Source organism: Streptomyces sp. JLBJ103 (assembly GCF_058215575.1).
Map to the genome: position 1 here is coordinate 1,085,336 of NZ_CM177089.1, position 25,718 is coordinate 1,111,053.

General features: G+C 72.2%; 25 protein-coding genes and 1 tRNA gene. 12 read left to right on the forward strand and 14 right to left on the reverse strand.

What is annotated here, in order from left to right:
• Positions 1-14: 14 nt before the first annotated feature.
• Complete coding sequence (locus AC4BEG_RS04430; RefSeq protein WP_490704602.1) at positions 15-542, forward strand: flavin reductase family protein; 528 nt, start codon at positions 15-17, stop codon at positions 540-542.
• 23 nt (positions 543-565) lie between these two features.
• On the opposite strand, the gene AC4BEG_RS04435 is transcribed toward AC4BEG_RS04430, so the two are convergent.
• Positions 566-1,645, reverse strand: a complete 1,080-nt coding sequence (locus AC4BEG_RS04435) for an NADH:flavin oxidoreductase/NADH oxidase (protein WP_490704603.1) — start codon at positions 1,643-1,645, stop codon at positions 566-568.
• Positions 1,646-1,933: 288 nt separating this feature from the next.
• Here AC4BEG_RS04435 and AC4BEG_RS04440 point away from each other — a divergent pair, with 288 nt between their 5' ends.
• From AC4BEG_RS04440 to AC4BEG_RS04460, 5 genes are all read left to right on the forward strand, one after another.
• The gene (locus AC4BEG_RS04440; RefSeq protein ID WP_490704604.1) at positions 1,934-3,028 is read left to right on the forward strand and encodes a WD40/YVTN/BNR-like repeat-containing protein; all 1,095 of its coding nucleotides are present in this window, start codon (positions 1,934-1,936) and stop codon (positions 3,026-3,028) included.
• Between the two features lie 126 nt (positions 3,029-3,154).
• The gene (locus AC4BEG_RS04445; RefSeq protein WP_490704605.1) at positions 3,155-3,832 is read left to right on the forward strand and encodes a uracil-DNA glycosylase; all 678 of its coding nucleotides are present in this window, start codon (positions 3,155-3,157) and stop codon (positions 3,830-3,832) included.
• Between the two features lie 39 nt (positions 3,833-3,871).
• Entirely contained in the window at positions 3,872-4,690 is an 819-nt protein-coding gene (locus tag AC4BEG_RS04450; protein ID WP_490704606.1) for an LURP-one-related family protein, read from the forward strand.
• A gap of 4 nt (positions 4,691-4,694) precedes the next feature.
• Complete coding sequence (locus tag AC4BEG_RS04455; RefSeq protein ID WP_490704607.1) at positions 4,695-5,720, forward strand: N-acetylglucosamine kinase; 1,026 nt, start codon at positions 4,695-4,697, stop codon at positions 5,718-5,720.
• 252 nt (positions 5,721-5,972) lie between these two features.
• Positions 5,973-6,965 carry a sirohydrochlorin chelatase family protein gene (locus AC4BEG_RS04460; RefSeq protein ID WP_490704608.1) on the forward strand — a complete coding sequence of 331 codons (993 nt, stop codon included), beginning with the start codon at positions 5,973-5,975 and terminating at the stop codon, positions 6,963-6,965.
• 69 nt (positions 6,966-7,034) lie between these two features.
• Here AC4BEG_RS04460 and AC4BEG_RS04465 read toward each other — a convergent pair whose 3' ends face one another.
• The 3 genes from AC4BEG_RS04465 to AC4BEG_RS04475 form a co-directional block, all read right to left on the reverse strand.
• Positions 7,035-8,093 carry a lactonase family protein gene (locus AC4BEG_RS04465; RefSeq protein ID WP_490704609.1) on the reverse strand — a complete coding sequence of 353 codons (1,059 nt, stop codon included), beginning with the start codon at positions 8,091-8,093 and terminating at the stop codon, positions 7,035-7,037.
• Positions 8,094-8,214: 121 nt separating this feature from the next.
• Positions 8,215-9,720 carry an FUSC family protein gene (locus AC4BEG_RS04470; RefSeq protein ID WP_490706979.1) on the reverse strand — a complete coding sequence of 502 codons (1,506 nt, stop codon included), beginning with the start codon at positions 9,718-9,720 and terminating at the stop codon, positions 8,215-8,217.
• Positions 9,721-9,980: 260 nt separating this feature from the next.
• On the reverse strand, positions 9,981-10,820 hold the full coding sequence (locus tag AC4BEG_RS04475) for an undecaprenyl-diphosphate phosphatase (RefSeq protein WP_490704610.1): 840 nt from the start codon (positions 10,818-10,820) through the stop codon (positions 9,981-9,983).
• Positions 10,821-10,909: 89 nt separating this feature from the next.
• Here AC4BEG_RS04475 and AC4BEG_RS04480 point away from each other — a divergent pair, with 89 nt between their 5' ends.
• The 4 genes from AC4BEG_RS04480 to thrS all read left to right on the forward strand — a co-directional run bounded on the left by AC4BEG_RS04480 (position 10,910) and on the right by thrS (position 14,684).
• The gene (locus tag AC4BEG_RS04480) at positions 10,910-11,425 is read left to right on the forward strand and encodes an Lrp/AsnC family transcriptional regulator (protein WP_490704611.1); all 516 of its coding nucleotides are present in this window, start codon (positions 10,910-10,912) and stop codon (positions 11,423-11,425) included.
• A gap of 25 nt (positions 11,426-11,450) precedes the next feature.
• Complete coding sequence (locus tag AC4BEG_RS04485; protein ID WP_490704612.1) at positions 11,451-12,173, forward strand: HAD family hydrolase; 723 nt, start codon at positions 11,451-11,453, stop codon at positions 12,171-12,173.
• A 78-nt stretch (positions 12,174-12,251) separates the two neighbouring features.
• Positions 12,252-13,199 (forward strand): D-alanyl-D-alanine carboxypeptidase family protein, encoded by a 948-nt coding sequence (locus tag AC4BEG_RS04490; RefSeq protein WP_490704613.1) that lies wholly within the window; start codon positions 12,252-12,254, stop codon positions 13,197-13,199.
• A 165-nt stretch (positions 13,200-13,364) separates the two neighbouring features.
• Entirely contained in the window at positions 13,365-14,684 is a 1,320-nt protein-coding gene (gene thrS, locus AC4BEG_RS04495; protein ID WP_490704614.1) for a threonine--tRNA ligase, read from the forward strand.
• Here thrS and selB read toward each other — a convergent pair.
• The 3 genes from selB to AC4BEG_RS04510 all read right to left on the reverse strand — a co-directional run bounded on the left by selB (position 14,653) and on the right by AC4BEG_RS04510 (position 17,814).
• On the reverse strand, positions 14,653-16,410 hold the full coding sequence (gene selB / locus AC4BEG_RS04500; RefSeq protein ID WP_490704615.1) for a selenocysteine-specific translation elongation factor: 1,758 nt from the start codon (positions 16,408-16,410) through the stop codon (positions 14,653-14,655). The genes thrS and selB overlap by 32 nt on opposite strands.
• Complete coding sequence (gene selA, locus AC4BEG_RS04505) at positions 16,407-17,696, reverse strand: L-seryl-tRNA(Sec) selenium transferase (RefSeq protein ID WP_490704616.1); 1,290 nt, start codon at positions 17,694-17,696, stop codon at positions 16,407-16,409. The genes selB and selA overlap by 4 nt, the downstream gene beginning before the upstream one ends.
• 23 nt (positions 17,697-17,719) lie before the next feature.
• A tRNA-Sec gene (locus tag AC4BEG_RS04510) sits at positions 17,720-17,814 on the reverse strand.
• A gap of 48 nt (positions 17,815-17,862) precedes the next feature.
• Between AC4BEG_RS04510 and selD the strand changes: the two genes are divergently transcribed.
• Positions 17,863-18,858 (forward strand): selenide, water dikinase SelD, encoded by a 996-nt coding sequence (selD, locus tag AC4BEG_RS04515; RefSeq protein WP_490704617.1) that lies wholly within the window; start codon positions 17,863-17,865, stop codon positions 18,856-18,858.
• Here selD and AC4BEG_RS04520 read toward each other — a convergent pair.
• The 6 genes from AC4BEG_RS04520 to AC4BEG_RS04545 all read right to left on the reverse strand — a co-directional run bounded on the left by AC4BEG_RS04520 (position 18,766) and on the right by AC4BEG_RS04545 (position 21,993).
• Positions 18,766-19,407: a MauE/DoxX family redox-associated membrane protein gene (locus AC4BEG_RS04520; protein WP_490704618.1), complete on the reverse strand. Its 642-nt coding sequence runs from the start codon at positions 19,405-19,407 to the stop codon at positions 18,766-18,768. The genes selD and AC4BEG_RS04520 overlap by 93 nt on opposite strands.
• A 58-nt stretch (positions 19,408-19,465) precedes the next feature.
• Positions 19,466-19,930 (reverse strand): hypothetical protein, encoded by a 465-nt coding sequence (locus AC4BEG_RS04525; RefSeq protein ID WP_490704619.1) that lies wholly within the window; start codon positions 19,928-19,930, stop codon positions 19,466-19,468.
• Positions 19,931-20,038: 108 nt separating this feature from the next.
• Complete coding sequence (locus AC4BEG_RS04530; protein WP_490704620.1) at positions 20,039-20,215, reverse strand: hypothetical protein; 177 nt, start codon at positions 20,213-20,215, stop codon at positions 20,039-20,041.
• Positions 20,212-20,772, reverse strand: coding sequence for a hypothetical protein (locus AC4BEG_RS04535; protein WP_490704621.1), 561 nt, complete (start codon positions 20,770-20,772; stop codon positions 20,212-20,214). Before AC4BEG_RS04535 ends, AC4BEG_RS04530 begins: the two co-directional genes overlap by 4 nt.
• Positions 20,772-21,287 (reverse strand): hypothetical protein, encoded by a 516-nt coding sequence (locus AC4BEG_RS04540; protein WP_490704622.1) that lies wholly within the window; start codon positions 21,285-21,287, stop codon positions 20,772-20,774. Before AC4BEG_RS04540 ends, AC4BEG_RS04535 begins: the two co-directional genes overlap by 1 nt.
• 16 nt (positions 21,288-21,303) lie before the next feature.
• Positions 21,304-21,993, reverse strand: a complete 690-nt coding sequence (locus AC4BEG_RS04545; RefSeq protein ID WP_490704623.1) for a hypothetical protein — start codon at positions 21,991-21,993, stop codon at positions 21,304-21,306.
• 322 nt (positions 21,994-22,315) lie between these two features.
• On the opposite strand from AC4BEG_RS04545, the gene AC4BEG_RS04550 reads away from it, so the two are divergent.
• Positions 22,316-25,117 (forward strand): helix-turn-helix transcriptional regulator, encoded by a 2,802-nt coding sequence (locus tag AC4BEG_RS04550; protein WP_490704624.1) that lies wholly within the window; start codon positions 22,316-22,318, stop codon positions 25,115-25,117.
• On the opposite strand, the gene AC4BEG_RS04555 is transcribed toward AC4BEG_RS04550, so the two are convergent.
• Complete coding sequence (locus tag AC4BEG_RS04555) at positions 25,101-25,643, reverse strand: amidohydrolase family protein (RefSeq protein WP_490704625.1); 543 nt, start codon at positions 25,641-25,643, stop codon at positions 25,101-25,103. The two genes, AC4BEG_RS04550 and AC4BEG_RS04555, sit on opposite strands and share 17 nt — an antisense overlap.
• Positions 25,644-25,718: the final 75 nt, after the last annotated feature.

A 25,718-nucleotide genomic window follows, 5' to 3' on the forward strand; every position in this document is an offset into this window, starting at 1 on the left:
CGGACGCCCGCCAGGTGACCCCCTCGGAGCTGCGGGCCGTGGCCCGCCGACTGCCGACGGGGGTCACCGTGGTCACCAGCGGACGGGGCGGTGAGACCCACGGGATGACGGTGAACTCCTTCACCACGCTGTCGCTGACGCCGCCCCTGGTGTCGTTCTCGGTGCGGCACACCGCCCGCATCAGGGGGCTCATCGAGCGCACCGGCGGATTCACGGTCAATGTGCTGGCCGCCGAACAGGCCGGGCTCGCCGGGCGGTTCGCCGACCGTGACCGGCCCACCGGGGCGGACAGCTTCCTCGCCGTCGAGACGGCCGGGGCCCCGGCGGCGGGCGGGGTGCGGATCGTGGGCGCGGTCGGGCACTTCGTCTGCCGCATGGTGCGGCTGGTCGAGGCGGGTGACCACACGATCGTCATCGGTTCGGTGGCGGAGTGCGAGGCACCGTCGGCGGCGGAGCCGCTGCTCTTCGTGGACGGGGAGTTCCGCTCCCTCCCCGGCCGCCCGGCCGGCGAAGGCTCCCCGGGACCCGGCGCGGCGGGCTGAGCCGTACCGCCGCGACCCGCGGATCAGCCGATCGCGTACCCGTACGGCTCGGGCGCGTGCACCCGGCCGCCGAGCTCCTGTGCGGCGTGGCGGGCGAAGGACGGGTTGCGCAGCAGCTCGCGGCCGAGCAGCACGGCGTCCGCCTCGCCGTTGGCGACGATCTTCTCGGCCTGTCCGACCTCGGTGATCAGCCCGACGGCGGCGACCGGCAGCCCGGTCTCCCGGCGCACCCGGGCGGCGAACGGCACCTGGTAGCCGGGCTCGACGGGGATGCGCACCCCGGCCGCGTTGCCGCCGGTGGAGACGTCGAGCAGATCCACGCCGTGGTCCTTGAGCCGCGCGGTGAGCGCCACGGTGTCGTCCGGCGTCCAGCCGTCGCGCTCCAGCCAGTCGGTGGCCGAGACGCGGAAGAACAGCGGAAGCTCCTCCGGCCACACCGCGCGGACGGCATCGACGACCTCGAGGGCGAAGCGGACGCGGTTCTCCAGGGAGCCGCCGTAGCGGTCGGTGCGGTGGTTGCTGTGCGGGGAGAGGAACTCGCCGATCAGATAGCCGTGGGCGCCGTGGATCTCGGCGACCTCGAACCCGGCGGCGAGGGCGCGCCGGGCGGCGGCCGCGAACTGCTCGACGACCTCGCCGATCTGCTCCTCGGTGAGTTCGTCGGGCACCGGGTGGCGCTCGTCGTAGGCGATCGGGCTCGGGCCGAGCGGCTGCCAGCCCTGCTCCTCCGGGCCGAGCGGGGCGCCGCCCCGCCAGGGGGCGTCGGTGCCGGCCTTGCGCCCGGCGTGGGCGAGCTGGATGCCCGGGACGGTGCCGTGGCGCTTGAGGAATCCGGTGATCCGGCGGAAGGCCCCGACCTGCTGGTCGTTCCAGAGGCCGAGGTCGCCGGGGGTGATCCGGCCCTCGGGCGAGACCGCGGTGGCCTCGACGAGGATCAGTCCGGTGCCGCCGGTGGCGCGGGCGGCGTAGTGCGCGAAGTGCCAGTCGTTCGGGATTCCCGCGCACTCGCCGCTGTCCGCGCTGTACTGGCACATCGGTGCCATCCAGACGCGGTTGGGGATGGTCAGCGACCGCAGGGTGACGGGCTCGAAGAGGGCACTCATACAACGTCTCCAATCGACCTCGCACGGCCGGACCGGACCGACCACGCTAGTACGAGACTCATCGTATTACGACATCCATCAAATTACGAAGCTCCTCGTATAACGACGCCTGTCGTACAACGAGGCCCCTCGTACCGCGCTTCCGGGCGCCCGACACCGTCGATTCATGGCTCCCTCCGGGGCGCCGATGGCGGTGGCGGGGTGCAGACTCTGTGGTGACGGACACATCCGCCTCGTCCCTTCACCCGCACCTCTCCGCACCTCTCGCACCGCAAGGAGTGAGCCGTCATGGACGACGTCCTGCTCGCCATCGGCACCCGCAAGGGCCTCTTTCTCGCCCGCCGGACCGGATCCTCCGGCGGGGACTGGGAGTTCACCGGCCCGCACTTCCCGATGCAGGCGGTGTACTCCGTCGGTATCGACACCCGCCGCGACCGCCCCCGGCTGCTGGTCGGCGCCGACAGCTCCCACTGGGGCCCCTCGGTCTTCCGCTCCGACGACCTCGGGCAGAGCTGGCACGAGCCGGCCCGGCCCGCGGTGCGGTTCCCCGAGGGCACCGACACCTCGCTGGAGCGGGTGTGGCAGCTGCATCCGGCGGGCCCCGCGGCGCCCGAGGTGGTGTGGGCGGGCACCGAGCCGGGCGCGCTGTTCCGCTCCGCGGACGGCGGGGAGAGCTTCGACTTCGTCCGCGCGCTGTGGGACCACCCGCAGCGGCCGCAGTGGGGTGCGGGGTTCGGCGGCCAGGCGGTGCACACCGTGGTCACCGATCCGCGCGACGCGGACGCGGTGGTGGTCGCGGTCTCCTCGGGCGGGGTGTACCGCACCACGGACGGCGGGGCGAGCTGGGCGCCGTCCAACAACGGGCTCAAGGCGGAGTTCCTGCCCGACCCCTATCCGGAGTTCGGTCAGTGTGTGCACAAGATCGCCCAGGACGCGGTCGACCCGGACCGGCTCTATCTCCAGAACCACGGCGGGGTCTACCGCAGCGACGACGGCGGGGCACACTGGACCGAGATCGGCAAGGGGCTCCCGGCCGACTTCGGCTTCGCGATCGCCGCCCATCCGCGGCGCGGCGGGGTCGCCTATGTCTTCCCGGTCATCGACGGCGGGGACCGCTATCCGCCCGACTACCGCTGCCGGGTGTACCGCACCGACGACGCGGGCGCGTCCTGGACCGAGCGGTCCACCGGGCTGCCCGGCGAACACCACTACGGAGTGGTGCTGCGGGACGCGCTGCGCACCGATGACGCCGACCCGGCCGGGGTCTACTTCGGCAATCGCAACGGCGAGGTGTACGCCAGCGCCGACGAAGGCGAGAGCTGGCGGCAGATCGCCCGCCATCTGCCGGATGTGCTGTGCGTCCGGGCCGCCGTCATCGGCTGAGCGGGACCGGGACGGGCGCGGGGAGCCATCAGCGGCACCGGTCGCGCGGGACCGGCCGCGCGCCCGCCCGGCAGTGATCCACAGAGCGGCACACGACCACGCGCTGAGCCACTAGAGTGACGCGGTGTGGCAGCGCGACCCTTGAATGAAATTGTCGAAGCGGGCTGGGCCAAGGCACTTGAGCCCGTCGAAGAGCGCATCGCGGCGATGGGCGACTTCCTGCGGGCCGAGATCGCGGCGGGCCGCACCTATCTCCCCGCCGGAGCCAACGTCCTGCGCGCGTTCCAGCAGCCCTTCGACGAGGTGAAGGTGCTGATCGTCGGTCAGGACCCGTATCCGACCCCCGGTCACGCGGTGGGGCTCAGCTTCTCCGTGGCACCGGAGGTCCGGCCGCTGCCCGGCAGTCTGGAGAACATCTTCCGGGAGCTGCACACCGACCTCGGGATGGCCCGTCCGTCCAACGGCGATCTGACGCCCTGGACGCAGCAGGGCGTACTGCTGCTCAACAAGGCGCTCACCACGGCGCCGCGCCGTCCCGCCGCCCATCGCGGCAAGGGCTGGGAGGAGGTCACCGAGCAGGCCATCCGGGCACTCGCCACGCGCGGCCGTCCCCTGGTGTCCATCCTGTGGGGCCGGGACGCCCGCGCGGTGCGCCCGCTGCTGGGCAGCCTTCCGGCGGTCGAGTCCGCCCACCCCTCCCCCATGTCGGCCGACCGGGGCTTCTTCGGTTCGCGGCCGTTCAGCCGCGCCAATGACCTCCTGGCACAGCAGGGAGCGCAACCCGTGGACTGGCGCCTTCCCTGATGACTTCGGTCATAGTGGCCGAAAGGTAGTCTGCCCGCCATGACGACATATCCGAACACCCCTGCGGGCTGGTACGCCGACCCGCAGGGCACTCCCAACCAGCTGCGCTGGTGGGACGGCGCACAGTGGACCGAGCACACCCACACCGGGCAGCCCGGCCAGGTACCGACGCAGCAGGCGCAGCCCCACCCCAATCCGGCCAAGGTCCAGCACCAGGTGCAGCACCAGGCGCATGTCGCCCCGACCGCGGGCGGCAGCGGCACACTGTTCACCGAGCCGGTGCTCGTGGTCAACCAGAAGGCCAAGCTGATCGAGCTCACCAATGAGTACAGCGTCTTCGACCAGCACGGCCGCACCATCGGCTCGGTGGTGCAGGTCGGCCAGAGCACGCTGAAGAAGGTCGCGCGGTTCGTCTCCAGCTTCGACCAGTTCATGACCCACACGCTGGAGATCCGGGACGCGAACGGGCAGCCGCACCTGGTGCTCACCCGCCCCGCGAAGTTCATCAAGTCCAAGGTGCTGGTGACCCGCCCGGACGGTCAGCCGGTCGGCGAGATCGTCCAGCAGAACGCCATCGGCAAGATCAACTTTGGCATCCATGCCAACGGCCAGCAGATCGGCGCCATCAAGGCCGAGAACTGGCGGGCCTGGAACTTCGCCATCGTCGACCACACGGACGCCGAGATCGCCAGGATCACCAAGACCTGGGAGGGCCTGGCGAAGACCATGTTCACCACGGCGGACAACTACGTCCTCCAGATCCACCGCCAGCTCCCCGACCCGCTGCTGAGCCTGGTGGTGGCCACCGCGCTGACCGTGGACACCGCGCTCAAGCAGGACGCCCGAGGGTTCGGCTGAGCCGGTGGCCGACGCGTATGTGCTCGGCATCGACTCCGGAGGGTCCGGCGTACGCGTGGGTGTGGCGTGCGTCGCCCCGGTGTCCGATGGCTCCGCGGAGAAGCCGCTGACCTGGTCCTCGCCCACTCCGGCCGCCGTGGGCGAACACGGGATCGACGCGGCCGGACTGCTGTCCCGCGTACTGCCCGCTGCCCGGGAGCTGCTGCGCGGGGCCGGGGTGGCGCGGGTGGACGCGGTGTGTGTCGGCGCGGCTGGCATGGCCTCGCTGGGTGACGATCTGCGCGCCACCCTGCCGGACGCGCTCGCCGACGCGTTCGGCGCCCGCCAACTGGCCCTGGCGGCCGACGCGGTGACCGCGTACGCCGGGGCTCTGGACCAGCGGCCAGGCGCGGTGGTAGCCGCGGGCACCGGCATGATCGCGCTCGGCGCGCTGCCGGAGGGCCGGGGCACGGACGGGCACCCTGGCGGCTGGCGGCGGGCCGACGGCTGGGGCCATCTGCTGGGCGACTGCGGCGGCGGGGCGTGGATCGGCCGCGCGGGCCTGGAGGCGGCGATGCGCGCGTACGACGGCCGCGAGGGCGGATCGCGGCCCCTGCTGGAGCGGGCGGAGGCGGTACTCGGGCCCGCGGCACAGCTGCCGGGGCAGCTGTATCCGCGACCGGACCGCCCCGCTGTCCTGGCCTCCTTCGCCCCCGAGGTCGGCCGGCTGGCCGACGCCGACCCGGTCGCGAACGCAATCCTGCGGGACGCGGCCTGTCATATCGCACAGGCGGCGGAGGCGGTGTGCCCGCCGGTGGCAGCCACCGAGGAAGCCACCGAAGTGGCTCTCACCGGCGGCTTGTTCCGTATGGGCGCTCCCCTGCTGACCCCCCTGTACGAGGAGTTGACGACCCGGCTGCCGGAGGCCCGGGTGTCGGAGGCGACCGGAGACCCGCTGGACGGCGCCCTGTGCGTGGCGTCGGCGCTGGCGAGGAACGACCTGCGGCTGCCGCGGGACGCGGCACTGCTGCATATCGTCGACCTCGGCTGAGCACGCGGCGGTTCGGTCATGGCATCCCGCGCGGCGGCCGGAAGGCCCTTCGCAACGGGCTGCCGCACAGTACGATCCGTCCGGCATCCGGGGCTACCGCTCCACATTCCGGACATCAGCGCCGTTCTCCGTACATCTCCGACCGCTCAGCGCACATCAATGAACAAAGCTGCTCGGCAAAAGGGGACAGATAACGCCTGGTAGCACCCCTCCCGAACAGCCGAGCCCATGAAGCGACTAACATGCGGCGCCATGAGCTCCCCCACTGGGCCCGCGTCCGGCCTGCCAGTACGAATGCCGCGTCCCCGCCAGCCCGGACGGCACCGCCGACCGGAGCCCGCCGCCGCACCCCTCGGCGCGCCTCCGCTGGTGCTGGCCGTCCCGGGCACCCCGGAGGCGGCCACCCGGAGCCTGGCCGAGGAGGTCGTGAGCATAGCGCGCTCCGAACTGCCCGGCCTCGACGCCCACATCGGTTACCTGGACGGTGACGGCGAGGAGTTCCCGCAGCTCGAGAGCGTGCTGACACTGGCCGCCCAGGACCGCGCCGAGCGCGTCCGCCAGGCGACCGAGGCCGCCAAGGCCGCCGCTGCCGCCACCGCGGAGGCCATCGCCGCCGCCGAGGCCGCGGGCGAGGAGATCCCGCCGCAGCCGCCGGAGCCCGCCATCCCCACCGACGGCCCCGCCGCCGTCGTGGTCCCGCTGCTCGCGGGCCCGGACAACGCGCTGCTGCGCCGGATACGCCAGGCCGTCATGGGCAGCGGCTCCGCCGCCGAACTCACCGATGTCCTCGGCCCGCACCCGCTGCTCGCCGAGGGTCTGCACGTACGGCTGTCGGAAGCGGGGCTGGCCCGCGCCGACCGCGCCCGGCTGTTCACGGTCGCGACCGCGGCGGACGGCATCATCCTGGCCACGGTCGGCGGTGAGGAGGCGGCCCAGGCCGGTGGCATCACCGGCATGCTGCTCTCCGCGCGCCTCGCCGTACCGGTGATGGCCGCGGCACTGGACGAGGACGGCGCGGTCGTCCGCGTCGCCGAGCAGCTGCGCTCGGCCGGTTCCGCCCGGCTCGCGCTCGCGCCGTACCTCGTCGGCCCGGAGATCTCCGCCGGGCTGATCGGCGCGGCGGCCGAGGAGGCGGGCTGCGCCGCGGCCGAGGCGCTCGGCGCCTACCCGGCCGTCGGCAAGCTGGTGCTGGCGAAGTACGCGGCGTCGCTGGGCATCACGCTCCCGGGCGCCTCGGTGCGCTGACGCGACCCGATCACACACGCTAGGGCGGCGGTCCGGAGGAAACCGGGCCGCCGCCCCACCGCGTCCACGTCAGCCGAACACCACACAGGAGGCCGCGGGCGCCTCGATGGACCCGGCCCGGCTGGGCACGCCCGTCGCGGGGTCGACGGTGAACCAGGTGACGTCGCCCGAGCGTTCGTTGGCCACGTACAGATGCCGTCCCGAGGGACCGAGTACGAGGTCCCGGGGCCAACTGCCGCCGCAGGGGGTCGTGGTGACCGGCTCCGGACGGTCACCTGAGGCGTCGAGCTCGAAAGTGGTGATGGTGTCGGCGCCGCGGGCCGCGGCCCAGATGAACCGGCCGTCCCCCGAGACCACCACCTCAGAGGGGAGGCTCTCCCCCGCAAAGCCCTCTCCGCCCGCCCCGCCCTCCGGGAGCACCGGCGTCTCACCGAGCGGTTCGAGCGTGCCGCTCGCCGCGTCCCATCGGCAGGTGGTGATCGTCGGCCTCAACTCGTTGATCACATACGCGCGTTCACCGCGCGGATGGAAGGTGAGATGGCGCGGACCGCTGCCGGGCCGCATACGGACCGCGCCGTGCGGCCGGAGTCCGGACAGGCGATGGATCCGTACGCTGTCGGTGCCCAGGTCGACGCTGAGCAGCCAGCGCCCCGAGGGATCGGGCCGTACGGCGTGCGCATGCGGGCCGCGCTGCCGCTCCGGGTGGGGCCCGCCGCCCTCGCCCTGGAACACAGCCGTGGGTTCCCCGAGCACACCGCCGTCGAGCACCGGGAGCGCGGTGACGCTGCCGGACACATAGTTGGCGGTGAACAACTGCCCGGCCGCGACCACGAGATGGGTGGGCCCGGCGCCGCGTACGGACACCGGCCCGGCCAGCAGCGCGGGCGGTCTGCCGGGGTCGGCGACCGTGAGGGCCGCGACGGCGCCGTCGTCGGTCTCGCGCACCGCGTAGAGGAGGTCCCCGCCGGGCGCGAGGGCGAGATACGAGGGGTTGGCGACCGCGTCCGTGGTGTGCCGGGGGCGCAGCGCCCCCGACTCCGCGTCGAGCGAGGCCACGGTGATCCCGGCACCGCCCGCCGAGGTGAACGACCCGATGTACGCCCGCTGCCCCATGTCCGTTCCGGCCATCGCGCCGCCCTTCCGCCGACTGTGCTGCCGGGCCGACGGTAGCAGCAAGGTCTAGACCAGACCAGTCCGGTGGGTCGTGTCCGGACACCTCGCCGCACCGGCCCCCGGCGCCGCTGCGCGGTCAGACCCGGGCGGGCGCCGGGGTCTGACCGCGCAGCGGCGCCGCGAGCGTGGCCAACGACCGCTCGAGGTCGTGCAGATGGGCCAGGGCCCGGTCCACGCCCGGCTGCGGGGCGGGGTGGGCCGTGACGGCGGCGGGCTCGGCGGTCGGCTCGGCGGCGGGGCCGGTGCTCATCAGCCGTCCCACCGCGGTCTCCACCCGGCGGCAGGCGGCGATCAGCCGCGCGTCGTGGGACGCGTCCGGGTCGGCGGCCAGCTCGGCGAGTCCGCGGACCTGTCGTGCGCAGTCGTCGAGCCCGACCATGATCTGCCGGGCGCGAGCCCGGCGGGCGCGCAGCGGGCTGAGGGGATGCAGCAGCGGGGCGACCGACATCCGCAGCCGCCCGAGCACCACCTCCAGCTCGGCCACATGCGGTGCGGGGTCCGCGGCCGGGTCCCCCGCGAGCCGCCGCGCGGACGCGGCGGCACACTGCCGTACGCACTCCAGGGCGCCGCGCACCCAGGTGTCGCTGGCGGCGTGGGTGGTGACCGGGAGGACAACGGCGACGGCGAGCGCCGCGCCCATCGCGCCCACGGCGGTCTGCTCCAGCCGCAGGGTGAGCAGCCCGGGGTGGAGCACACCGAGCAGCCCGTACAGCAGCCCGGCCATGAGGGTCACGCACACCATCATCCAGCTGTAGGACAGCGGGCCGGTGTAGAAGATGCCGAAGACGCAGACGGCGACGAGGGCGGCGGTGGGCGCGGGAGCGCCGTGCAGCGGTACGGCCACCACCAGTCCGGCCGCGATCCCGCAGCCGGTGCCCAGCACCCGGCGGAAGCCGCGGACCAGCGTCTCGCCGCGCGAGGCGGTGTTGACGAAGATCCACCAGGCGGTGCCGACGGCCCAGTACCAGCGCTCGCCGGAGACGGCCTGGCCAACGGCGAGCGCGAAGCCGCAGGCGACGACCGCCTGGAACGCCTGCCGGGTGGCGGGCCGGGCCAGGCGGCGTCCGCCCGGCGGCGCGGGGGCCGCGGGCGGCGGATCGCGCCGCTCCAGCGGCCATACGGCGAACCGTACGAGGGCCGCCGCCAGCACACCGGTCAGCACCGCCGCGGTCAGCACCGGCAGTTCAGCGGGCAGCGCGTGCAGGAACTGCGCCGCGAAGAACATCATGAACGCGAAGATCCCCAGGGCGTTGCCTCGCGCTCCCCAGCGCCGGGCGGCCACCCCGCAGAAGACGACGGCGAGGAAGGCCGCGTCCCGTGGCCCCGGCCGCCCGTGCAGCTCGGCGGCGAGGGCGAGCACCGGCAGACCGACGGCCGGGAGCGCGGCAGTGGTGACGGCCTGCCGCCGCACGGTCGGATCGGCCACGGTGAAGAGCGCGAGCAGCGCGGCGAGCCCGGCCGCGATCACGGCGGGCAGCGGAAGCCCGGCCACCGCGGTGGCCGCGGCGGCGAGCCCGACACCGAGGACGGCCCGGGTCGAGACACGCAGCCGCGAGAGCCCCGGATCGGGCGCCATGAACATCCTCTTCAGCACTGCGTCCCCTTCCCCTGCCCTCGCGCCGCGGCGCACTGTCACCGCGTGAAAACCGCATGAAAAAGGCGCCGCGGGGGTCCGCAGCGCCATCGACGGATCCATCACAGCACCCGGAGGGCCCCTGGCTCAACAGAGCCCGGATTCACTGGGCCATTGGCCCAGCCACCGGCGGATCGGGACGGCCGGGGCGGGCCATTGGACCACGTCCGCACGACACACCTGTCCGGGGACCGGCTGCCGACCGCGGCTCATGCGTGCAGCACACCGCCGCCCAGCAGCCCGAACAGCAGCACGCCTACGACGATCCGGTAGACCACGAAGGCGTTGAAGGAGTGCTGGGCGACATACTTCAGCAGCCAGGCGATCGAGGCGTAGGCGACCGCGAACGACACCACGGTGCCGACGGCGAGGGGGGCCACGGCCGCCCCGGCGCCCACCGCGTCCTTCAGCTCGTACAGACCCGCGCCGGTCAGGGCCGGGATCCCCAGGAAGAACGACAGCCGGGTGGCCGCCACCCGGTCCAGGCCCAGCAGCAGCGCGGTGGACATGGTCGCGCCGGAGCGGGAGAAGCCGGGGAAGAGCAGCGCCAGGATCTGTGAGCTGCCGACGAGCAGGGCGTCCCGGAATCCGGTGTCGTCCTCGCCCCGCTTGTGGCGGCCCCAGCGGTCCGCGGCCCACATCACGCCGCTGCCCGCGATCAGCGACCCGGCCACCACCCACAGCGAGGCGAGCGGGCCCTCGATCAGCGGTTTCGCCGCCAGCCCGACGGCCACGACGGGGAGAGTGGCGACGATGGCCCACCAGCCGAACCGGTAGTCGTGGCGGTAGCGCTCCTCCGGGCGGACCAGACCGCGGGCCCAGGCCCCGGCGATGCGCATGATGTCCTGGGAGAAGTAGACCAGGGCCGCCGCGATGGCCCCGACCTGGATCACCGCGGTGAAGGCGACGACGGACCGGTGGTCCACCGGGATGCCCATCAGTCCTTCGGTGATCTTCAGATGTCCGGTGGAGGAGACCGGGAGGAACTCGGTCACCCCTTCCACCACGCCGAGAACCGTGGCCTGTCCGATGCTGATAGCGCCGCTCACAGCCGTGAGTATCGTGGAGCGACGGGGCTGCGCCGCAGAGCGACACAGGCACCCCGGGTACGACACAGCACATGAGGAGCCGGCGGCCGATGGCAACAGCGGTGGACGCGCTCGACGCGAAGATCCTGCGACTGCTGCTGGAGCAGCCGCGCACCAGCGTCCGGGAGTACGCGCGGATGCTGGGCGTCGCCCGGGGCACGGTGCAGGCGCGGCTGGACCGGCTGGAGCGGGACGGGGTCATCACGGCCTACGGTCCTTCGCTGTCGCCCGCCGCGCTCGGCCACCCCGTCCTGGCGTTCGTCCACATCGAGGTCACCCAGGGCCATCTGGACGAGGTCGGCGACGCGCTGGCCGCGCTGCCGGAGATCATCGAGGCGTTCTCCATCACCGGTGGCGGGGATCTGTTCACCCGGGTGGTGGCGCGGGACAACGCGCATCTGGAGGACGTCGTCCAGCAGCTGATCCGGATGCCCGGCGTGGTCCGGACGCGTACCGAGATGGCCCTCCGCGAGCGGGTGCGCTATCGGACGCTGCCGCTGGTGGAGGCGGTGGGCCGGGCGGCACCGGCGGCCCGCGTCCAGGAGCCGCCCCGGCGCCGGCCCTGAACACCCGCTTGGCAAGCTGATGGCCATGAGCAGCAGCCCGACGCCGCCCCCGGCCCCGCCGCGCACCCCCGCTGTGATCTTCGATCTGGACGGCACCCTCGTGGACAGCGAGCCGCACTACTACGAGGCCGGGAAGCGCACCCTCGAGGCCTACGGCGTCACCGGGTTCACCTGGGAGGAGCACTCCCAGTTCATCGGCACGGGCACCCGCGAGACGCTCCGGACCCTGCGCGACCGCTACGCCATCGAAGCGTCCGTGGACGAGCTGCTGGCCGTCAAGAACCGGCACTATCGGGAACTGGCCGGCACCGCCACCTATGTCTTCCCCGGAATGCGCTCCTTCGTCGAGCGGCTGCATGCGGCCGGACACCGGCTGGCCGTCGCCTCCGGCTCCTCCCGCACCGCGATCGAGGCCGCGCTCACCGCCAGCGGGCTGAACGCGCTGCTGCCCGTCGCCGTGTCCGCGGAGGAGGTCGGCCGCGGCAAGCCCGAGCCGGATGTGTTCCTGGCCGCCGCGCGGCTGCTGGACACCGATCCGGCCGACTGTGTGGTGGTCGAGGACGCCGCCCCCGGCGTGGAGGCGGCTCGGCGGGCGGGGATGCGCTGTATCGCCGTCCCGTACGCCGCGGACACCGGACGGGGCGGTCCGGACCCGTCGGCGTTCGCCTCCGCGGGGCTTGTCTTCCTCGGCGGCCAGGGCGAGTTCGACGCGGAGACCGCCTACGCGTGGACCGTCGGCGGCGGCTGACACCCCGACATGTCCTCACCTGACCCTTGGTGAGAGGATACGCGCGCCCGAACAGTCACCTGAGGAGATGGAGGGCGTATGGGACGACTTGGGGGTAAGGCGGTGCGCCGCTGGGGAGCGGCGGTCATCGCGTCCACGGCGGCGCTGTCGGTCGCGGTACCGACGGCCACCGCACAGGCCACCACGCGGACGGCCGCGGCCGGACCGTCGGGGATCCAGGCCAAGAGCGCGTATCTGCTGGACAACGGGCCCAACCGGCAGCTGTGGGCCAAGGGCGCCGACACCAAGCGCCAGATGGCCAGCATCACCAAGATGATGACGGCCGTGGTGGTGCTGGACACCCGCGGGGTGAACCTCGACAAGAAGGTCACCGTCCGGCAGGCGTACCTGGACTACCTCGAGCGCAGTGGCGGCAGCGCGGCCGATCTGAAGAAGGGCGACAAGCTCACGGTCCGCCAGCTCCTCTACGGGATGCTCCTGCCGTCGGGATGCGACGCGGCGATGGCCCTGGCCGACACCTTCGGCACCGGGAACACCACCGCCAAGCGCACCGCGTCGTTCATCGCCAAGATGAACAAGAAGGCCGACGCGCTGGGGATGTCGAAGACCCACTACGACTCGTTCGACGGCATCTCGGACCACAACGCCAACTACACCACCGCCCGGGACCTGGCGAAGCTGGCACATCACGCGCTCGGCAACGCCACCTTCCGCACGGTGGTGAAGTCGAAGGACACCGAGCAGAAGGCCCCGGCGGCCAACGGCCGCACCCGCACCTACTACTGGTCCAGCACCAACAAGCTGCTGGGCTCGTACAACGGCGCGATCGGCATCAAGACCGGCACCGGCAGCCAGGCGGGCAAGTGCGTCGTCTTCGCGGCGAAGCGCGGCGGCCGCACGGTCATCGGTGTGGTGCTGAACGACGCCAAGCGGTACCCGGACGCCACGAAGATGCTCGACTGGGCGTACCACACCCGCACCCAGGTGACCTGGCGCAAGCTGCCCGCGGGCACCCCGCAGGACTGACCGGCGCTGATACGCTTGCCACTATGCAGCGTGCCGCGATCGCGATGACGACGACGCCGGACCAAGTCCCGGCGCGCTGATCGATGTCCTGATCCGAAGCCCCGGGGCGAGTGCCCCGGGGCTTCGCGCTGTGGTCACTCGCCCGCCGTCCGCGAGGAGACCACCATGAACGACCGCCCTCTGAACGACGCCCCCCTGAACGACCGCAGTGTGCAGCACCACGGTGCACCCGACCACCGCAGACTCGGCCGTGAACTCGACCTGTTCGACACCGACCCGCTGATCGGCGCGGGGCTGCCGTACTGGCTGCCCGACGGGGCCGCGGTGCGGCACTCCCTGGAGGAGTACATCCGCGCCGTCGAGCGGCGGGCGGGCTACCGCCATGTGTACTCCCCGGTGCTCGGCAAACGGGAGTTGTACGAGATCTCGGGGCACTGGGCGCACTACAGCGACGACATGTACCCCCCGATGGACATGGGCGGTGAGCAGGTGGTGCTGCGGCCGAGCCTGTGTCCCCACCATGCGCTGATCTACCGCTCCCGTTCCCACAGCTACCGCGAACTTCCCCTGCGCATGGCCGAGTTGGGGGGCATGCATCGCTCCGAACTCTCGGGTGTGCTCGGCGGACTGACCCGGGTCCGGGCGATCCAGCTCAACGACGCACATGTCTTCTGCACCCTGGACCAGGTGGCCGACGAGGCGCGGGCCGCGCTGGAGCTGATCCAGGAGGCCTACGCGGCACTCGGCATCAGCCCGGTCCGCTACCGGCTCTCCCTTCCCGGCCCCGGCGGGAAGTACGTGGCCGCCCCGGAGATGTGGCAGCGCGCGACCGCGCTGCTGACCGAGGTCCTGGAGCGATGCGGGCTGCCCTACGAGGCGGCCGAGGGCGAGGCCGCGTTCTACGGGCCCAAGATCGATGTCCAGCTGGCCGACGGCGCCGGACGGGAGTTCACCCTGTCCACCGTGCAGATCGACTTCCACCAGCCCGAGCGGTTCGATCTGCACTACATCGGCGCGGACGGGGCGAAGCACCGGCCGGTCATGGTCCACCGCAGCATCATCGGCAGTGTGGAACGCGCGGTGGCCCATCTCATCGAGACCTACGGCGGTGCGTTCCCCGCCTGGCTGGCCCCCACCCAGCTGGCCGTTCTGCCGGTACACGAGGACCAACTGCGGTACGCCGAGGAGTTCGCCCTGCGGTGCGCCGGACTCGGGCTGCGCGCCGAGGTGGCGGGGCCGGAGCGCGGCAGTCTCGGCGCCCGGATCCGGGCCGGCCGCCTCGTCCCCTACCAGGCCGTCATCGGTGCCAAGGAAGCCGCCGACAAGCACATCAGCCTGCGTCTGCGGGACGGCCGCCGCCTCGACCCGCACCCCGCCGACGAGGTCCTGGCCAAGATCGGCGCCCTCGTCGGCTCCCACAGCCCCATCCTGTGGGACGGCAGCGGCCTGTCCGTCAACGCAGTCGCCGGTGGCCGTCGTCGGTGACCTTCTCGGTGATGCCCTGACGGTCGAGGTGTTCCAGCAGAGGAACCACGACGCGTCTCGGCGCGGACAGGGCGGTGCGTGCGTGGCTGACGGGGAAGGGCGCGCGCAGGCTCTCGAGTACGACGGTGGCTTCCACGACGGCCGAGGGGGTGAGGTAGACGTCCGACGCGAGGCGTACGAGCACACCGTGCCGGGTGAGCGCCTGGAGTTGGGCCGGGCCGACCCCGAGTTCGCGCCATCGCTGGGCGGTCGGTGCTCGCCAGCGCGCCGAGGCCAGTTCCCGCTGGGCGATGTCGGCTGCCGGGCGCAGTGCGTCCGGCAGCGCGGCGGCGGCCATGCCGATACGCCCCTGCCGTTCCCTCAGCTCGGGCGGGATGATGAGGTCGACCACCCGGGTGTCGGGGAGGCCGAGTGCGTCGCGTATCCGGTCCCTGGTGAGTTCCGGTGCGGTGGGGAACCGTTCCTGGTGGGTCCGTACCAGGTGCAGCAAGCGTTCCGCGAGATGCCGGTGGTGTTCGGGGTCGATCAGCCAGCCGTGCTCGGCACGGGCGGCGGGCACGGGCACGCCGAGACGGCGCAGATCCGCCGTGCGGACCAGCCCGCGGCGGGCGAGCTCGGCGGCCAGGTGCGGCCTCCCGGTCGCGGACGCCAGGGCGGCCCCGCGCCGCCCGGCGGCGCCCCGGCCGGTGATGCGCTCGGCCATCGGGTCCAGCACGGTCGCGCCGAGCAACCGGCGCGTTCCGGGGTCGCGCAGCACGAGCCGGTCGCCCACGTGCAGCGGCAGCGGTGCGGACAGCCGGAGCTGGGCGAGGTGGTCGGAGAGCCTTCGCAGCCGCGCCGGGCGACGGGCGGTGCCGAGATGGCACATGACCTCGCCGGGCAGCGGCGCCGGACCCGCATCACCGGTGTGCAGCCGGAGATCGACCAGCGTGCCGATGACCCATGCGTCCGGAGTGAGCAGGGCGGTGCCGCGGGGCACCGCGTCGACCGGGATGCGCCGCAGGTTGACCGCGAGGCGGGTGGGCCCCGAAGCCGAGGGCACGTCGCGCTCGCACACCTGAAGCCCGCGGACGGTGGCGGCGGATCCCGGTACGCCGGAGGCGCACAGCTCGACCCGGTCCCCGACGCGCAGCGTTCCGCCGAGCAGGGTGCCGGTCACCACGGTGCCCGCGCCGGAGACGGTGAAGGCCCGGTCGGCCCACAGCCGGACCGGCTCCGTACCGGGTGAGCGGTCCGGCGCGAGCTGGTCGAGCGCGGTGCGCAGGGCGTCGAGACCCTGGCCGGTGTGCGCGCTCACCGCGACCGGGGCAGGGGTCCGCAGACCGCGCGCGAGCAGTTCGCGCCGGGCGGTGGCCGCCGCGGGTTCCGGATCGGCCAGGTCGCAGCGAGTGATCACGAGGAGGATCTCCGGCACGGCGAAGGCCGCCAGTGCGTCGGCGTGTTCGGCACTCTGTGCGGACCAGCCCTGATCCGCCGCCACCACCAGAAGCGCCGTACGGACGGGGCCGAGACCGGCCAGCATGGTGTGCAGATAGCGCTCATGTCCGGGTACGTCGACGAAGGCGGCCCGCCGCCCGCTCGGCAGATCGCACCAGGCGAACCCGAGGTCCAGGGTGAGGCCGCGGCGGCGCTCCTCGGCGAGCCGGTCCGGGTCGCGGCCGGTCAGCGCATGGATCAGGGATGTCTTGCCGTGGTCGACATGGCCCGCGGTGGCTGCGACGATCATGACGCACCCCGTACGGCGTGGACGACTTGGTGGTCCCGGAGCGGGTCGATCGTACGGAGGTCGAGCAAACAACGGCCGTCGCTCACCCGGCCCACGATCGGCGGTGTCCCCCGGCGCAGCGCCGGGCCGTACCGTTCGGGCAGGCTGAGCGCCAGGCTGGGCAGCACCTCCTCCGGCGCACCGCCACCCCCCACCATGGCCGTCGAGTCCACCACACCGACATGCGGCTCCGCTTCGCGCAGTTGAGCCGCCATGTCGTCGGCGCGTGCCCGGAGGTCGGCCAACTGGACGTGCAGCGCCTGCGGTACGGGTGGGCAGGGGCCGCATACGGTCGCTTCGAGCGCGGCCAGCGTCAGCTTGTCGGTGCGGAGCGCGCGCGCCAGGGGGTGCCGGGCCAGCCGCCGGACCAGTTCGGCGTCGCCGAAGATCAGGCCGGCCTGTGGGCCGCCCAGGAGCTTGTCGCCGCTGGCGGTCACCAGTGCCGCACCGGCTCGCAGGGTGCTGCGTACATCGGGTTCCCTCGGCAGTGCGGAGTCGTGTCGCAGCAGCCCGGAGCCGACGTCGACGACGAGCGGAACGTCCAGCGCGGACAGGGCGGCGGCGTCGACCGACTGCACAAAACCGGTCACCGCGAAGTTGGACGGGTGCACCTTCAGCACAAACGCGGTGTCCTCACCCACCGCCGAGGCGTAGTCGTCCAGCGTGGTCCGGTTCGTCGTTCCGACCTCGCGGAGCCGGGCGCCGGTGCTCTCCATCAACTCGGGCAGCCGGAAGCCGTCGCCGATGGCCACCAGCTCACCCCTGCTGATCACGATCTCCCGCCCCTGGGCGAGGGCGAGCGCCGCCAGCGCCAGTGCCGCGGCGTTGTTGTTCACCACATGAGCGTCGCCGGCTTCGGGCACGGCCGCCAGAAGCGCCTCTCGCGCCCCGCGGCCACGGTGTGCCCGGGTGCCGGAGGAGAGGTCGAACTCGACGTCGGTGTTTCCGGCGGCCGTGACGACGGCGTCGACGGCCGCGGCCGACAGCGGGGCACGGCCGAGGTTGGTGTGCACGATGATGCCGGTTGCGTTGATCACTGGCTGGAGGCTGCTCGCGGTTCCCGGCAGGGTCCGCCGGACCTCGGCGAGCACCTCCCCCGGGGCGATCTCGCCACGTCGGGCCCGCTCTTGTGCGGCCCGGATGACACCCTTGACCACTGTGCGTCCCAAGTGGGCGATACCAGAACGGAGTTCGGGCGCCGCGAGCAGGACATCGGTGCGCGGAACGTGGCGCCTTGGATCAGCCATGGTGCACACCCCGGATGGAAGTCTGGCGGAGGCGGACGGGAATCGAACCCGCCTGGCCGGGAGTCCCGGCCACGTCGGTTTTGAAGACCGCGGGCGCCACCAGGCGCCGGACGCCTCCAGGCCGAGGTGTGCCCTCGGTGCGGAGAACGTGTGGTTGGCTGAAGCCATGGATCACGTGGACAGCGCCAACTACCGTCTCACACAGTACACGCGCGGCGGTGGCTGCGCCTGCAAGATCCCGCCGGGGGAACTGGAAGAGGTGCTCGCCGGTCTCGACCAGCCTTCGGAGCAGTTGGTGGTCGGCGCGGAGCACGGGGACGACGCGGCCGTGGTGGCCATCGACTCCTCGCGCGGCGTGGTGGCAACCACCGACTTCTTCACGCCCGTTGTGGACGATGCCTACACCTGGGGCCGGATCGCGGCGGCCAACGCTCTCTCCGATGTGTACGCCATGGGCGGCCGGCCGGTGGTGGCGGTCAACCTGCTGTGCTGGCCCCGGGAGACACTTCCCATGGAGCTGGCCGCCGAAGTGCTGCGCGGCGGGACCGACACCGCTCGCGCCGCGGGCTGCCCGGTCGGCGGCGGGCACAGCGTGGACGACCCGGAACCCAAGTACGGCATGGCCGTGACCGGCGTGGTGGACCTCGACCGCTTGCTGCGCAACGACACCGGCCGCCCCGGTCTGCCGCTCTCGCTGACCAAACCGCTCGGCATCGGGGTGCTCAACTCCCGGCACAAGGCCACCGGAGAGGTCTTTCCCCAGGCGATAGCGGCGATGACGGAACTGAACGACCGCGCGAGCGCGGCCGCCGTTGCGGCAGAGGTGCGGTGTGCCACCGATGTCACGGGATTTGGTCTGCTGGGTCATCTCTACAAACTGGTCCGGGCGAGTGGGGTTTCGGCGGTGCTGCACGCCGACGCGGTCGAGTATCTGGAGGGGGCGCGGGAAGCGGCGAAGGACGGCTTCGTCAGCGGCGGCACCCGGCGCAACCTCGCCTGGGTGGAGCCCCATGTCGACTTCGGGACCCTGGGCGAGATCGACCGGCTGCTGCTGGCCGACGCGCAGACATCAGGGGGGCTGCTGGTCGCCGGGGAGGTGCCGGGCGCGCCGGTGATCGGCGAGTTGGTGCCCGCCGGGCCGGTCCCGATCACCGTTCGCTGATCCTCCAAGGTCGGCGAGCAGAGGCAGTCCGACCAGGAGGACAACGGCCACCATCAGCCCGCCCGCCACAACGGCCGCCATCCACAAGGGCGGTGGCAGCGGGTCGGTGCCGGTGGCGGCGGTGCACCAGCCGCCGACCCCGCCGAGGCCGGTCGCCAGCGCGCGCACCACGGTGTGCGCGCCGAACCGGTCATGGCTGTTCAGGCAGCCGCAGCGCGGACGCCTGCCGCGGGTGAGTTGCGCACCCGCGTAGCAGGTGAAGATCCCACCCAGCAGGGTCATACCGAGCATCGGCAGCCACATCGGTGGCAACGCAAGTCCGGCGCGAGCCGACGGCGGCAGCACAAACGCCATCGCTCCCAGGGCCACGGCGAGTTCGGCCACCGGCAACGCCCACGCCAGCCAGGCGGCATGGGCGGCCACCGGGCGCCCCTGCTCGCTCAGCACCAGCGTGAACGCCGGGCGGTGGCGCAGTTTCCACCACCCGGCGTTCAGCAGGACGAACCCGCTGCCGAGGGCGCCGACGGCGCCGAGCAGCGTCCAGTTCATCGTCCGTGATCTCCTTGGACGGTCAATGTGACGGTGGATGTGACGGTCAATGTGACGGTCAGCCCAGCAGTGGCAGCACCAGCACGGCCTGCCCTGCGGCGAAGGCCAGCACCAGGGTGCCCTTCAGCCACTTCTCCCAGGTGGCCCAGGCCAGATCCCAGTCACCGCCGGCGCCGTAGTACTGCGAACCGATGGTCATCGCGGCCCGGCCGAGACCGAACGCGGCACCTGCCGCAAGCGCCGTGAGGGGCCCGGCGAGACCCGCCACAAGCACCAGAGCCGCGTAGGGAAGGCCGGACGGTACGTAGGTACGCATGCCGGTGCCCATCTCGATCCCGAACTGAAGCGGACCGAAGAAGCGGCCGTGCCGGAACACGGTCTCCGGAACCAGCCGTGCGTTCTGCGGCAGGGAGAACCGCGGCCACCCGAACTCCCGGGCGGCCAGTACCAGCAGCACCACGACGGTGGCCACGGCCACGGCGGTCACCGGCAGCACCGCGCGCAGCACGGAACCGACCAGCATCACACCAAGGCCACTGATCACTCCGCCCAGCACCAAGCCGAGCGAAAACGCGTAAGGGGGCAGACCTCGCCAGACCGACGAGCCCAGCACGGAGGCTGAGTTGCGGCTTCAAGTGGAGCCGCTGGTCGCGAACCCCGCCGCGGCGCCGATCAGCGCCCAGGGCCAGACCGCGTCCGTCCCACCGGTGGACAGCGGCAGCGACATGGCCACTCCGGCGACCGCGGCGATCACGATCACGGCCGCGACGGTCGCCGGGTGCCACGTCAGACGACGAGCCAGTCTCATGACACCTGGGCCCGGCACATGCTGAGGACGCCCGCGCCCTGACCTTCGGCGGTCACCCACCGGTACCCGTCGGAGCAGCGGTAGACCTTGCCGTCCGGAGTCGTCCACCGCCACGCGTTCTTGGGCTCGCCCTCACCGCACGCCGAGGAGGTCGGCTCGTAGGTGTAATCCACGCCGTTCTCCTTCCCGGTGCCGGAGCGGAACCAGCCGTCGGCGTCGCAGTAGTCGCTGGAGATCGGGCCGCCGTAGCACGCTCCGGCGGCGTTCTTGAACTGACCGCCTACGTCCTTCTCCTCCTCATAACCGCTCGGGTAGGCGTCCTTGCAGTCATTCCGGTCCCACCCCGCGAGCCCGCTCGGGCTCTCCTCGGCGAAGGCCCGTCCGCTGTTGCCCCAGGTGAGGGAGAGCGCCCCCACGGTGAGCGCGGACGCGGCCACACCCCGCAGCACACTCCGGCGGGAGGCGGGCTTCTTCAGGGCGCGCAGCGCCGCGGTGGGCCGCAGCTCACCGTCGTGGCTCTGGTTGACCAAAGGGATGTCGGCCAGTTGTGATGTCATCACGACGTCCTTTCCATCAGAGGGGCGGAGTTGGTGGCAGCGAGCGCGCCGGCGACATCGCGTTCGCTGCTCGGAAGGTGCAGTGAACCGACGGTGCCGTCGGCGCCGACGGTCAGGATGACGGGCGGCGTCAGATGGGCCAGTGACGACCATGCGTCGCTGTCCTGGACGAGTTCCACCCCGTCGGGCAGCGACGACCACCGCTCCGGCGGCTCATAGGTGAGCAGCACCGGCCGGAAGTCCGATGTGGCCCGTTCCGCGAGGACCGCGGCGGCGTGTCGGCACAGCGGGCAGGTCGCGTCGGCGACCAATACGGTTCGCTCCCGCCCCGGCTCCGCGACGCGTTGCACGAACGACGGGGGAAGCACCAGTTCGGCGGGGGGTGCCGCGGTGGCGGCCCGCTCGTCGAGCCGTCTGCGCAGCATCCGCACTTCCCGCAGCACCGCGGCGAGGGCGAGATAGAGAATGACGATGGCGATCCAGCTGAGGATCACCAGGGCGAGGGTGGCAGACATGGATCGCGCGCTCGCCTCAGGCCTCGTTCCAGGCGACGTCGATCCCGTCCACCCAGTCCAGCAGGGCCCCGGTGTCGAGCCCGCCGCCCTGGGCGATCCGCACCTCGGCGGCGCCCTTCGCTCCGGCCACGACGTACAGATAGTCGTGCTCGCTGGTGGAGCCGGCGCGCCCGGGAAGCGGCACCCGCCACATCTCTCCCCCGCGCCGGGTGGACTTGCCGCGGTGCTTGGGCACGAGGTTCCGGGCCTGCTTCTGCCCGGGAACGACGATCGTGCCCCGGTCGGCCACCATGACCGCCACCTGCTCCGTCGCGGTGTCCCCCTGGGTGAAGCGTTCCGGGCGCACCCGCATGCCGCGCGGGTGGTCCTGGATCTCCAGGGTGTCGAACAGGCCGATCAGCTTCTTCCGGCTCGGTGGCGGGCCGGTGAAGAACGTCATCAGCTCGTGGTACCGCTCCTTCAGGGTGACGATCGTCATGCTTCCGTCCGCGGTGGCGGCGACCGCGGTCTCCCGCCCCTTGACGACGAACCGGTCCGTCGGAGCCGCTTTGATCATGTGCGTGCGCACGAAGTCGTGATAGCCGCGAGAACCGATCTGGAACGCGCGGCTGTAGGCGCCGCCGACGAACCGCACGTTGGTCGTGACCGCCTGCACACGCGCGTCGTCGGCGAGACGCAGTGCCAGTCTGTCTCCACTGGGGGCCATGAGTTTCAACGCCGAGCCTGCCACCTGATCACCTCGATGAGATAAGCAACGGATAAGCGGCGACAAGTGATTCGCCGCCCGGAAAGGCGGAATACCTCCGCACCATCAGCGTTGCCGCCGCGGACCTTCGGTGCCTCTCGGCGGGTACCGAAGTATTTGTCCGCCACGAGTCGTTCGGAGCGAAAGGCCGCGAGGGTTCCATAATGCCCCCGTGAGATAGGTCACAATAGCTACTGCCGAGTTGGATCAACGCAGCATTCTCCCGGCGCATCCATCCCAAATAGGAACCTCCGGAAATTGCTTTCAGGGCAGGGCCAGTTAATTGAGTAGCCACACAGGGGAAACCGGGTACCTCGCGGGTCGCGAGGGCCAATTGGGCGCCATCGACGCATTACTCGGTGCGGCTCTGGGCGGACACGGCACGGGAGTGCTCGTTCAGGGCGCGGCGGGGGTGGGCAAAACGGCGTTGCTTCGCGCGGCGTGCGAGCGGGCCCGGAGCGCGGGAGCGCTCGTCGTCGAAGCCCAGGCGGACCGTTGGGAGGCCGACTGTCCGCTGGGCGTCGTCCGGCAGTTGTTCGTGGGTCTGGAGGAAACCTGTTCCGCGTCCGGCTCCGCGTTCGGCTCCGCGTCCGGCCCGGAGGAGCTGTACGACCGGACGATGGCACTCGAGGCGGGCCGACCGCTGGTCATCGCGGTGGACGAGCTGCGGTGGATCGACGACGCCTCGGCACGGTGGCTCGCGTATCTGCTGCGCAGGATCGGTCACCGTCGTGTTCTCGTCCTCGCGACAACGAGCCTGCCTGCGGACATCATCGATGCCGGTCTGCTGAGCCGTTTCGACCACCACATCATGCTGGACGGACTGTGCGCCGAGGCCATCGTCGACCTCGCGGGGGAGGTGCTGGACGCCCCGGTCGAGAAGGAATTCGGCAGGGCGTGCCAACAGGCCACCGATGGCACCCCGGTGCTGGTGCGCGCGGTGCTGCGCGCGGTGCGGGACTCGGGGCGGCCGGTGAGTTGTGCGGTCCTGGGTGAGGTGCTGGCGAGCCCGCCACCGGAGGTGCTGACCTGGCTACGGGAAACGCTGGCGACGTGTGGTTCCGGTGCCCGCGCGTTGGTCGAGGTGCTCACGGCGCTCGGCGAACCGGTCGAACTGGACCTCGCGGTCGCCACCGCCGAACTGGCCACCGTACGGGTGGCACCGCTGACCGACGCGCTGGTGGCCGCGCGGCTGCTGGGCCGGTGCCGCGACCGGGTGTCGCTGCGGCCGCCGCTGGTCCGAGCGGCCGCGCTGGCCGGCCTCGCACCGGGCGCCGGCCAGGCGCTGCGTGCCAGGGCGGCACGGCTGCTGCACTCCCGAGGGGCGCCCGCCGTCGATATCGCGGCGCATCTGCTGCGGTCCGGTCCGCTCGGCGAGCCATGGGCGGCCGATGTGCTGTGCACGGTGGCCGCGCAGGCCACGGCGGAGGGCGACACCGACCGTGCCCTGGACCATCTGCGGTCGGCGCTGCGGGAGCCGATGAGCGCTCAGAGACGTTCGGAGCTGATGGTGCACATGGGGTCGGTGCAGCCACCGGCCGATATCGCCTCGGCCGTCGGCTATCTGCGCCGGGCCCTGGATATCGCCCCGGACGTCTCCGTCCGGGCCGGTGCGGCGCGGCGGTTGGCCGGTCTGCTGTGTGTGAGCGAGCGGCACCGGGAGGGTATGCGGGTGCTGCGGAACGCGGCCGAGCCGGCGCATGACCTCTCTCCCGAGATGGCGGTGAGCCTGGAGGTCGAGGAGGCGCTGCTGGGCATGTTGCATCTGCCCTCCCCCGACCCGGCGTTGACCCGGCTCTGTGACCGCGCGGGCCGCACCGGCCTCGCCGACATCGACCACCGCGACGGCCTCGACGGCCTCGACGGGGCGCCGGAGAACGACGCGCTGGGCATCTTCCGGTCGGTCCGCGCCATGGCATCGGGCCGAGAGCGGCGGCATGTGATCCGGCTGGCCTCACGCGCCCTCGACCACGGCCTCGCGCAGATGGATGAGGCGTCCCTCCAGCACCCGGTGAGCGTACTGACGCTCGCGGTGGCCGGTGAACTCCACCTCGCCCTGCACCACGCCGACCAGGCCGTCGGGCATGCCCGCCGTACCCGTTCCGCACTGGGTGGCGCCCGTGCGCTCGCCGTACGCAGCGAGGTCAACTACCGGCTGGGCCGGCTGCACGACTGCCAGAACGACGCTCGTGCCTGTCTGGACACGCTCGCCCGATTCGGCTCGCGGCGGGCGGACGGGCTGGCCATGGCCGCGGCCGCGCGACTGGCGGACACCCTGGCCGACAGCGGTGACCTGGACCGGGCCGGGCGGGTGATCGGCGACGTGCTGGAGGGAGCAGCCGTGCCCGCGAATCTGCTCGGCATGTGGCTGCTCACCAGCCGGGGGCGGTTGCACCTGGCCAAGGGCGAGACCCGGGCGGGGATGGACGACCTGCTGGAAACGGGGCGCCGGCTGGAGTCCCTGCACGTGGCCAATCCCGCGATGCTTCCGTGGCGGTCCCTGGCCGGGATGGGGTACGCGGCCGTGGGGAAGAACGCGGCGGCCCGTGAACTCGTCGAGCAGGAACTGACCCTGGCGCGTCAGTGGGGGAGCGAGCCGGCCATCGGCACGGCATTACGGGCGGCGGGCAGAGCGGCGAAGGGAAGTGCCGGGGTTGAGTTGCTGCGCGAGGCCGTCGACACGCTGGCACGCTCCGGTGCGTCCCTGGAACATGCGCGTTCCCTCGCCGACCTCGGCACCGCGCTGCGCAAGACCAACCAGCTCGCGGACGCTCGTCACCATCTGCGTCAGGCCGCGACGTTGGCGGAGCAGTGCGGTGGGTTGACGTTGATGCGCCTGGCCCGCGCCGAGCTCGTCGCGGCCGGCGCCCGGTCCCGGAGCGGGGCCCACTGCGGGGTCGCCTCCCTCACCCCGACCGAGCGCCGGGTGGCGTCCCTGGCGGCCGGGGGGCTGAGCAACCGGGAGATCTCCGAACGCCTCTTCGTCGTACGGCGCACAGTGGAGCTGCACTTGAGCAGCGCCTATCGCAAGCTCGGTATCCGCGGACGGGTGGAATTGCCCGGGGCGCTCATCGATCACGCTTAGGCCGTCCGTCCGGGCCAGCTCGGGCCGATGTTTTACTTTTCACCCGGCGACTGGATTTCGCACCCTCGTGGCGAGATTTCATCGAACCAGCGGTGCCGAGGCCGTACAAGGCTGCCGCGTTGGCCGACGAGAACTTCTCGCGGTCCGCATCGGATGCGAAATGGCCGAGGAAGGTCGCGATGTCCTCGCGGGTCGGACGCTGGAAGGGGTAATCGGTGGAGAACAGCAAGCGGTCCACGGTCGTCACCGAGAGGGTGTGGTGAACGAGCGCCGGATTGAGCATGCCGGAGGCGGTGATGAAGAAGTTCGACCGTATGTAATCCGACACCGGTCGTTGCAAGCCGGAGACGCGGGAAAGGCTGTCGGCCCGGTCCAGCCAGAACAGCAGCATTTCGCCCCAGTGTCCGAGTACGACCTGTAGGTCGGGGTGCCGGTCGAAGGTTCCCCGCAGGATCAGTCGCAGCGCGGCTGCCGCGGCGTCGAGATGCCATCCCCAGCCGAAGGTGGCCAGCGCGAGGTCTGTCATCGGGTCGAAGCCTCGGTAGGACGCGTCGCGAAGTGCGGCGGCTGCCGGCCCGGCAGCGCCACGGCCATCGCTGAG

Coding starts and splice junctions, on each gene's coding strand:
- AC4BEG_RS04435 (WP_490704603.1), bottom strand. CDS start 1,645: ATGAGTGCCCTCTTCGAGCCCGTCACCCTGCGGTCGCTGACCATCCCC.
- AC4BEG_RS04440 (WP_490704604.1), top strand. CDS start 1,934: ATGGACGACGTCCTGCTCGCCATCGGCACCCGCAAGGGCCTCTTTCTC.
- AC4BEG_RS04450 (WP_490704606.1), top strand. CDS start 3,872: ATGACGACATATCCGAACACCCCTGCGGGCTGGTACGCCGACCCGCAG.
- AC4BEG_RS04460 (WP_490704608.1), top strand. CDS start 5,973: ATGAGCTCCCCCACTGGGCCCGCGTCCGGCCTGCCAGTACGAATGCCG.
- AC4BEG_RS04465 (WP_490704609.1), bottom strand. CDS start 8,093: ATGGCCGGAACGGACATGGGGCAGCGGGCGTACATCGGGTCGTTCACC.
- AC4BEG_RS04470 (WP_490706979.1), bottom strand. CDS start 9,720: ATGTTCATGGCGCCCGATCCGGGGCTCTCGCGGCTGCGTGTCTCGACC.
- AC4BEG_RS04480 (WP_490704611.1), top strand. CDS start 10,910: ATGGCAACAGCGGTGGACGCGCTCGACGCGAAGATCCTGCGACTGCTG.
- AC4BEG_RS04485 (WP_490704612.1), top strand. CDS start 11,451: ATGAGCAGCAGCCCGACGCCGCCCCCGGCCCCGCCGCGCACCCCCGCT.
- AC4BEG_RS04490 (WP_490704613.1), top strand. CDS start 12,252: ATGGGACGACTTGGGGGTAAGGCGGTGCGCCGCTGGGGAGCGGCGGTC.
- thrS (WP_490704614.1), top strand. CDS start 13,365: ATGAACGACCGCCCTCTGAACGACGCCCCCCTGAACGACCGCAGTGTG.
- selB (WP_490704615.1), bottom strand. CDS start 16,410: ATGATCGTCGCAGCCACCGCGGGCCATGTCGACCACGGCAAGACATCC.
- selA (WP_490704616.1), bottom strand. CDS start 17,696: ATGGCTGATCCAAGGCGCCACGTTCCGCGCACCGATGTCCTGCTCGCG.
- selD (WP_490704617.1), top strand. CDS start 17,863: ATGGATCACGTGGACAGCGCCAACTACCGTCTCACACAGTACACGCGC.
- AC4BEG_RS04520 (WP_490704618.1), bottom strand. CDS start 19,407: ATGAACTGGACGCTGCTCGGCGCCGTCGGCGCCCTCGGCAGCGGGTTC.
- AC4BEG_RS04525 (WP_490704619.1), bottom strand. CDS start 19,930: ATGCTGGTCGGTTCCGTGCTGCGCGCGGTGCTGCCGGTGACCGCCGTG.
- AC4BEG_RS04530 (WP_490704620.1), bottom strand. CDS start 20,215: ATGAGACTGGCTCGTCGTCTGACGTGGCACCCGGCGACCGTCGCGGCC.
- AC4BEG_RS04535 (WP_490704621.1), bottom strand. CDS start 20,772: ATGACATCACAACTGGCCGACATCCCTTTGGTCAACCAGAGCCACGAC.
- AC4BEG_RS04540 (WP_490704622.1), bottom strand. CDS start 21,287: ATGTCTGCCACCCTCGCCCTGGTGATCCTCAGCTGGATCGCCATCGTC.
- AC4BEG_RS04545 (WP_490704623.1), bottom strand. CDS start 21,993: ATGGCCCCCAGTGGAGACAGACTGGCACTGCGTCTCGCCGACGACGCG.
- AC4BEG_RS04555 (WP_490704625.1), bottom strand. CDS start 25,643: ATGACAGACCTCGCGCTGGCCACCTTCGGCTGGGGATGGCATCTCGAC.